The sequence below is a fragment of the Saccharopolyspora sp. NPDC002686 genome (assembly GCF_040295745.1).
GTDB lineage: Bacteria > Actinomycetota > Actinomycetes > Mycobacteriales > Pseudonocardiaceae > Saccharopolyspora > Saccharopolyspora oryzae.
Map to the genome: position 1 here is coordinate 1 of NZ_JBEOVY010000471.1, position 4,838 is coordinate 4,838.

4 protein-coding genes are annotated in these 4,838 nt (G+C 69.7%); all 4 read left to right on the plus strand.

Annotated features, from left to right (window positions below; all coding sequences use genetic code 11):
• Positions 1-214 precede the first annotated feature (214 nt).
• A complete protein-coding gene (locus ABTZ89_RS35715) occupies positions 215-1,000 on the plus strand; it encodes a cytidyltransferase (RefSeq protein WP_351053328.1) in 786 nt (261 codons plus the stop codon).
• A 350-nt stretch (positions 1,001-1,350) separates the two neighbouring features.
• Positions 1,351-2,808 (plus strand): catalase, encoded by a 1,458-nt coding sequence (locus ABTZ89_RS35720; protein ID WP_270948618.1) that lies wholly within the window; start codon positions 1,351-1,353, stop codon positions 2,806-2,808.
• A gap of 87 nt (positions 2,809-2,895) precedes the next feature.
• Entirely contained in the window at positions 2,896-3,276 is a 381-nt protein-coding gene (locus ABTZ89_RS35725; RefSeq protein WP_351053331.1) for an ankyrin repeat domain-containing protein, read from the plus strand.
• Positions 3,277-3,435: 159 nt separating this feature from the next.
• Positions 3,436-4,803 carry an L-lysine 6-transaminase gene (gene lat / locus ABTZ89_RS35730; RefSeq protein ID WP_351053334.1) on the plus strand — a complete coding sequence of 456 codons (1,368 nt, stop codon included), beginning with the start codon at positions 3,436-3,438 and terminating at the stop codon, positions 4,801-4,803.
• Positions 4,804-4,838 lie beyond the last annotated feature (35 nt).

The following is a 4,838-nucleotide window of genomic DNA, read 5'->3' on the forward strand; positions in this document are numbered from 1 at the left end:
CTCGCCGCCCCTGACCAGCGCGGACGTGCCCTGGCGACGGTCGCCGCGGGGATGACCGCGTCGACGCCACCGCTGGGCCCGCGAAACGGAGCGCGGGCCCGGCGGAACCCCAACAGAACGAGGATCTGATGAACGACGCGCGGATCGACCGCATCGACACCGTTCTGCTCGACCTCCCGCTCGCACAACACCCCTCCGACCTGGCAGCGCAGCCGTGACCACCGCGACGACCTCCCGCGCACGGCTGTGGCGAGGCCTCGGCGACATCCCCGCCGGACGGGGCCCGTGCGTGACCACGCTCGGCGTCTTCGACGGCGTCCACCGCGGACACGCGCACCTGATCGGCCACGCCGTCCGGCGCGGACGCGCACTCGGACTTCCCGCGGTGATGGTCACTTTCGACCCGCATCCGGCACGAGTGGTCGGCGCGCCGCGCGACACAGCGTCGCTGACCACCGTCGAGCGGCGCGCCGAGCTGGCCTGCGATCTCGGCGTGGACGCGGTGCTGGTGCTGCCGTTCACCCGCGGATTCGCGCAACTTCCGCCGGCGAGCTTCGTCGAGCAGGTGCTCGCCAGCGGTCTGCGAACCGCTGCTGTCGTCGTGGGCGCCAACTTCACGTTCGGTCACCGGGGCAGCGGCACCACGGCCACGCTGCACGAACTCGGCGCCGATCACGGCTTCACCGCCCACGAAATCCCCCTGGTGCAAGCGGGAGAAGCACCGCACTCCTCCACGCGGATCCGGGAGTGCCTGCGCCGCGGCGACGTCCGGTCCGCAGCACGCGCGCTGGGCAGGCCCCACCGCATCGACGGGCACGTCAGCGGCGGAATGCTCCGCGCAGCAGCAGGAACCGCGATTCCTGCGGAGGGGCGCTACTCCGCCAGAACCGGCAACGGGCAGGCCGTCGACGTCGAGGTGTTCGCGGGGGAGCACGTCGCGCTTCCCGAGATGCCGTCCGGTCCCGCGAGCATCGAATTCCTCGCCCGCCTGAGCGGCTGATCGACAGCCGCCTTGGTCGGTCGAGGGGGCTGGGACGTCACTCGTTCGGGTTGTCCGGGATGGCTCGGGTGGGTTTGCCGGGGCGTTGACGTGCGGGTTCGGCGAGGTGAACTCCCTCGCTCCGACGTCGATCGGGGCGCGTGTTTATTTGACTCGTTCCAGAAAAGCTGATAGCTGTTGGACGTGCCGTCCGCTGCCGAGCGACCCGGCTTCGGGTTGCCGTGCTCGTGATGGTCTCGGAGCATCCGCATGCGGGCGCCGACGCTGTTGCGACCGCTGAGGCAGCAGACCCGACTGCTTCGGCTGCACCGGGCGAACGACTGACTGAAGACCCCACCGAGGAGCGAGTTTTGACTGAGAACAACCAGAAACCGTTGACCACGGTGGCCGGTGCCCCGGTCCCGGACAACCAGAACTCCCTGACCGCCGGTCCGCGCGGCCCGATGCTGCTGCAGGACGTCTGGTTCCTGGAGAAGCTGGCGCACTTCGACCGCGAGGTCATCCCGGAGCGGCGGATGCACGCGAAGGGTTCGGGCGCGTTCGGCACCTTCACGGTGACCAACGACATCACCCAGTACACCAGCGCGAAGATCTTCTCCGAGGTCGGCAAGAAGACCGACCTGTTCGTCCGGTTCTCCACCGTCGCCGGTGAGCGCGGTGCGGCCGACGCCGAGCGCGACATCCGCGGCTTCGCCGTGAAGTTCTACACCGAAGAGGGAAACTGGGACCTCGTCGGCAACAACACCCCGGTGTTCTTCTTCCGCGACCCGCTGAAGTTCCCGGACCTCAACCACGCGGTGAAGCGCGACCCGCGCACCAACATGCGCAACGCCGAGAACAACTGGGACTTCTGGACCAACCTGCCCGAGGCGCTGCACCAGGTCACCATCGTGATGTCCGACCGCGGCATCCCGGCGTCCTACCGCCACATGCACGGCTTCGGCTCGCACACCTACAGCTTCATCAACGCCGAGGGCGAGCGGTTCTGGGTCAAGTTCCACCACCGCACCCAGCAGGGCATCAAGAACCTGACCGACGCCGAGGCCGAGGCCCTGGTCGGCAAGGACCGCGAGTCGCACCAGCGCGACCTGTACGAGTCGATCGAGAACGGCGACTTCCCGAAGTGGAAGCTGTACGTGCAGATCATGCCGGAGGCCGACGCGGAGAACTACCGCTTCCACCCCTTCGACCTGACCAAGGTCTGGTCGAAGAAGGACTACCCGCTGATCGAGGTCGGCGAGTGGGAGCTCAACCGCAACCCGGAGAACTACCACGCCGAGGTCGAGCAGGCTGCCTTCAACCCGGCCAACGTGGTCCCGGGCATCAGCTTCTCCCCGGACCGGATGCTGCAGGGCCGGCTGTTCTCCTACGGTGACGCGCAGCGCTACCGCCTGGGCGTGAACCACCACCAGATCCCGGTCAACGCGCCGAAGAACCCGGTGAACTCGTTCCACCGCGACGGTGCCATGCGGATCAACCAGGGCGGTACCCCGGCCATCGAGCCGAACTCCTACGGCCGCTGGCAGGAGCAGCCGGCGTACCGCGACCCGGCCCAGGCTGTGGGCGCCGTCGCCGACCGGTTCAACTACCGCGAGGACGACGACAACTACTACGAGCAGCCGGGCAACCTGTTCCGCAGCATGTCGGCGGAGCAGCAGCAGGTGCTGTTCGAGAACACCGCGCGGGCCATCGACGGCGCCTCCGAGGCCACCAAGGAGCGCCACATCGCCAACTGCACGAAGGCCGACCCGGCCTACGGCGAGGGCGTGCGCAAGGCCATCGAGGCGTTGGCCGCGGGCGAGCTCTGAGCTCGACCCGGGTCTGAGGACTCGTAGCGGGGCGGCGGTCGCATGCGGCCGCCGCCCCTTTTTCCAGTGAGAGCAGGAAGAACCACCATGAGCGATGGACTGACCCCGGAGCAGATCGAGCGCGTCGTGGCGATCGCCATGGACTTGGCCCGCGAAGGCCGGACGGCGGAGCTGGCCGAGTTCCTCGACCACGGCCTGCCGGTCGACGCGACCGACCCGGCGGGCAACAGCCTGCTCATGCTCGCGGCCTACCACGGCCACGCCGGCACGGTGCGCGCGCTGCTCGATCGCGACGCCGATCCGGACCTGCGCAACGACCGCGACCAGTCGCCCATCGCGGGAGCGCTGTTCAAGGGCGAAGAAGAGGTCGTGCGGGTGCTCCGCGAAGCGGGCGCCGACCTCGATGCGGGCACGCCCAGCGCCCGCGCCGCGGCCACCATGTTCGGCCGCGAACACCTCCTCGGCTAAGCCGTGCCCTTCCCCGCAGGTCGGGGACCCTCCTGCCGCCAGCGAAAGAAAATCTTTCGCCTTCACGCAGTCTTGTCGGAAAGATGTTGCTTCTTCTCGCAACCCTGATGTAATTCTTGTTGACAAGTGATGCGTGACACGGCGTCCGGGAGGCCGAAGATGACCGCTCAGCACGAGACCGTTCGCGACGTGGCACCGACTGGCGTACCCGCGCCGCGCGAGGCGGGGACCGACGTCGTGGAGGCCCTGAAAGCGCAGGTCACCGGCGACCTGATGAACATCGTCGTGGACCTCGACGCGGGCGATGGCTGCAAGCTGCGCGACGCGCGCGACGGCACCGAGTACCTCGACCTGACGATGTTCTTCAGCTCGGCGCCGCTCGGGCACGGCCACCCCGGCCTGCGGGCCTCCGAGTTCGAGGCCGCGCTGGTGCGCGCCAGCCGGGTGAAGCCGTCCAACCCGGACTTCGCCACGTTCGAGCAGGCCCGCTTCGCCGAGACGTTCCGGCGCGTGGTCGGCATCGACGAGCTGCCGCTGCTGTTCTTCATCGACGGCGGCACCCTCGCCGTGGAGAACGCGCTGAAGGTGGCCTTCGACTGGAAGACGAAGGTCAACGCGCGCAAGGGGATCGGCGTGCGCGGCTCCCGCGTGCTGCACCTGGAGAAGGCCTTCCACGGCCGCAGCGGCTACACGATGTCGCTGACCAACACCGACCCGACGAAGATCCGCGACTACCCGATGTTCGACTGGCCGCGCATCCCCAGCCCGGCGATCGAACCGGGGGAGCGCTGGGACAGCGCCGAACTGCTGCCCGAGGAAGTGGTGGCCCTCGACGCCGCGCGCGCCGCCGTGCAGCGCTACGGCCGGGAGATCGCCTGCTTCGTCTACGAGCCGATCCAGGGCGAGGGCGGCGACCGCCACCTGCGCCCCCAGTTCCTGCAGGCGGTGCAGGCGCTGTGCCGGGAGAACGACGTGCTCACCGTCGCCGACGAGGTGCAGACCGGCATGCTGACCGGTCAGGCGTGGGCCCACCAGGCGCTCGGCCTCGAGCCGGACCTGGTGGCGTTCGGCAAGCGCCTCCAGGTGTGCGGCGTGATGGGCGGGCGCCGGGTCCTGGAGATCGCCGACAACGCGTTCCGCGAGCCCAGCCGGATCAGCTCCACCTGGGGCGGTTCCCTGGTCGACATGGTCCGCGCGACCCGCATCCTCGAGGTCGTCGAGGCCGAGGGGCTGCTCGAGCACAGCCGCCAGATGGGCGAGCTGCTGCTCGGCGAGCTGCGCGACCTGGCGGCGGAGTTTCCGTCGCTGGTCAAGGCCCCGCGCGGCCGCGGCCTGATGTGCGCGATCACCTTCCACGACCCGGCCCAGCGGGACCGGGCCCTGGCGATCGCCCGGGACAGCTACAAGACGCTGTTCCTCCCGTCCGGTCCGGATTCCCTGCGCGCCCGCCCGCCGCTCTCGGCCCGCCCGGAGGAGCTGGTCGAGGCGGTCGCGGCACTCCGCAAGACGCTCGCCGACCTCGCCTGACCGCAGCGAGTGCGGGGCGCCTCGGCCGAGGCGCC

What these genes read in the sequence shown, in the direction of transcription:
- ABTZ89_RS35725 (WP_351053331.1), top strand. Translation starts at nt 2,896, where the DNA reads ATGAGCGATGGACTGACCCCGGAGCAGATCGAGCGCGTCGTGGCGATC.
- lat (WP_351053334.1), top strand. Translation starts at nt 3,436, where the DNA reads ATGACCGCTCAGCACGAGACCGTTCGCGACGTGGCACCGACTGGCGTA.